Here is a 2,869-nt window from a genome sequence, read left to right on the forward strand (position 1 = left end):
AAGGTGTGCATCGACACGCGCTTGTCGATCTGCGCGGCCTCGGCTGCGGCGTGAATGGCGCGGTTGAGTTGGCGGGTGCTCAGCGGATCCGTCGGATCGAGACCGGGAAACAGCCAGCCGCCGGGCAGGATCTTGCCCTGGGCGTGCCCCACACGCCACCACGCACGCAGTCTCTCCAGCAGCACCGGCGAGAGCATCGCATAGCGATCCTTGCGTCCCTTGCCCTGCTCGACGCGCAAGGTCATGCGCTGGCTGTCGACGTCGCCGACCTTCAGCGCGCAGACCTCGCTGACGCGAAGTCCCGCACCGTAGGCCACCGACAGGGCCGTGCGGTGCTTCAGGTTCGGTGCGCAGGCGATCAGCCTGGAGACTTCCTCGGGGCTGAGCACCACCGGCAGCTTGGTGGGCATGCGCACGGGTTGCATCTTGGCCATCAGTTCGGCGCGGCCGAGCGTGACGTCGAAGAAAAACTTGAGCGCCGTGTGCGTCGCGTTGATCGTCATCGGCGAGGCGCCCTGATCGACCAGATCCAACTGAAACCGCCGCAGGTCCTCGACGGTCGCGGTGTCGGGCGAGCGCCCGAGATAGGCTGCGAGCCTGCGCACGCCGCGCACGTAGTCCGTCTGCGTCTTGGCCTCGAGCTTGCGGATGCGCATGTCGTCGAGCATGCGCTGACGCAGCGGCGAAACAACGGGATCGGTTGAGTTTGACCTTGCCCGCGGAAAACGTATCCCTTGCTGAGTGATTTAATCCAAGCAAGGAGAACGGAAATGACAAAGACGACAACGCGGGCGCGCTACACGCTGGAGTTCAAGCAGGAGGCGGTGCGCCTAGTCGAGGGCGGCCAGAGTATTGCGGCGGCGGCACGGACGCTAGGCGTGGTGGATCAGACGCTGTTCAACTGGGTCAAGGCGGCTCGACTGGGCAAGCTCAGTGGCGCTGACAGCAAGGTTGTGAGCGCCGAGCAGATGGAGATCAGCCGACTGCGGGCCGAGCTGGCGCGGGTGAAGATGGAGCGCGATATTCTGGGAAAAGCGACGGCGTACTTCGCAAAGGCAGCGAAGTGAAGTACGCCTTCATTGAACGCCACCGCCGTGTGTGGCCGATCTCGGTGCAGTGCCGGGTGCTCGAGGTCAGCGTGGCCGGCTACCACGCGCACTTCGTTCGCCGCGCCAGTGGTGCGCAGCGCCGCCACCTGAGCGATGACGCGCTGCTTGTGCACATCAAGGCAATCCACGCCGAGACGCGCGGCGGCTACGGCTGGCCACGCACCTGGAAGGAATTGCTGGCTCGTGGCATCCGTGTGGGCAAGGAGCGGGTGCAAAAGCTCATGCAACGGCACGGCATCCGGGCCCGTGGCAAGAGGCGCTTCAAGGTCACCACCGACAGCAATCACGATCTGCCGATCGCACCCAACCTGCTTGAGCGCAAGTTCGCGGTGGCCGAGCCCGACAAGGTCTGGGCGGGCGACATCACGTACATCGCCACCGACGAAGGGTGGCTGTTCCTGGCCGTGGTCATCGACCTGTTCAGTCGCCAAGTCATCGGCTGGAGCCTGCGCCAGGACATGACGCGCGACATCGTCATCGACGCATTGCGCATGGCGTGGTTCAAACGCCATCCGAGCAAGCAGGCCGGGCTGATCTTCCACAGCGACCGCGGCAGCCAGTACGCTGCCAAGGACTTCCGCGACGTACTGACCGAGTACGGCATCACCGCGTCGATGAGCCGTCGCGGCAACTGTTGGGACAACGCCTGCAGCGAGACGCTGTTCGGCTCGTTGAAGGTGGAGCGGTTGCATGGGCAGCGCTTCAAGACCCGGCGCCAGGCCATGGACGAAACCGTCGCCTGGATCCTCTGGTACAACCGCACCCGACTGCACTCGACGCTGGCCTATGTCAGCCCGATGCGCTTCGAAGAAAACTGGCTCGCCAACCAACCCCGGCACGCCAGTGCATGAGTCGGCTATGGGATACGCATTCCAGGGGCAAGGTCACGCGGTAGAGGGTACGGGCCATCGACTCCAGAATCTTGATGCGCCGCTGGTTGTTCTCGATGAGTTCGTCGTAGGCCGACAGGATGCCCGCGATGCGTTGCTGGACGGGGAGCGGAGGAAGGGCAAACTTGTAGTCGAGAATTTGCTTCCCGCTGATGTGCGGGACATTCACGCCGGTCGTAATGGGAATTACGTATGACTCGAAGCCCGGCCCACCAATAACGAAACGGAGAAAGCTTTGGTCAAGCCCAGGCGTGTTGCTTCTGAGACGAGAGCACCGTTGGACAAGTAATGCTTTGGGGTCGTCGCTGCGGATGTAAGCCCATTTCAGACCAGCAGGAACCCACGGCCGATCCATTGCCACAACAACGTCGCCCGGCCGAAGTTGGAATTTTTCCAAGTTCGGCCAATCGGCGGTGGACCAGCGCTTTGAAATCTCCCAAAGGATGCAGCCTTGGCTGACGTTCTCACCCTTCACTAGCGGGATGTCATCGGATCTGTTGGTGAAATGCTGGCTTTTGAACGCGAAGCCCGCGAGAAGATCAACGCAGTCAGCGAGCTTCACCATCTGGAACGCAGTTTCCATCACGCCTCCAGAATCCCTGCCACATTCGCGGCAATGGTCTGCTCCAGTTCCCGCGCCTGGGCGTTCAGTGATTCCAGTTCCTCATTCAGGGTTTCAAGTTGCTCTTTGAAATCTTCGTCGCTGACGTCCTCACCCGGCGCGACACCGACATAACGGCCGGGATTGAGCGACCAGCCCTGGGCCTCGATCTCGGCCACAGTCGCCACCTTGCACAGGCCGGGCACGTCAGCGTAGGCGGGCGTGTCGCCGAAAACGTCCTTAAGCTTGGCTGCCGTCTCGCCGCTGCC

3 protein-coding genes and 1 pseudogene are annotated in these 2,869 nt (G+C 62.7%); 1 reads left to right on the forward strand and 3 read right to left on the reverse strand.

Annotated features, from left to right (window positions below; translation table 11 throughout):
• On the reverse strand, window positions 1-668 hold a 668-nt coding region (locus RBR52_RS15375; RefSeq protein ID WP_320378150.1), incomplete at its 3' end, for a tyrosine-type recombinase/integrase.
• 102 nt (window positions 669-770) lie between these two features.
• Here RBR52_RS15375 and RBR52_RS15380 point away from each other — a divergent pair.
• Window positions 771-1,960, forward strand: a protein-coding gene (locus tag RBR52_RS15380) for an IS3 family transposase (RefSeq protein ID WP_320378151.1) whose coding sequence is annotated in 2 segments (ribosomal slippage) — window positions 771-1,029 and window positions 1,029-1,960 — 1,191 coding nt in all. Because the reading frame shifts where the segments join, the coding sequence is not laid out codon by codon here.
• On the opposite strand, the gene RBR52_RS15385 is transcribed toward RBR52_RS15380, so the two are convergent.
• Window positions 1,899-2,582, reverse strand: coding sequence for a restriction endonuclease subunit S (locus RBR52_RS15385; RefSeq protein WP_320378152.1), 684 nt, complete (start codon window positions 2,580-2,582; stop codon window positions 1,899-1,901). The two genes, RBR52_RS15380 and RBR52_RS15385, sit on opposite strands and share 62 nt — an antisense overlap.
• Window positions 2,582-2,869 (reverse strand): annotated as a pseudogene (locus RBR52_RS15390) (hypothetical protein); the annotation flags it as partial. The pseudogene RBR52_RS15390 and the gene RBR52_RS15385, both read right to left, overlap by 1 nt.

The organism is Thiomonas sp., from assembly GCF_034007205.1.
Taxonomy (GTDB): domain Bacteria; phylum Pseudomonadota; class Gammaproteobacteria; order Burkholderiales; family Burkholderiaceae_C; genus Thiomonas.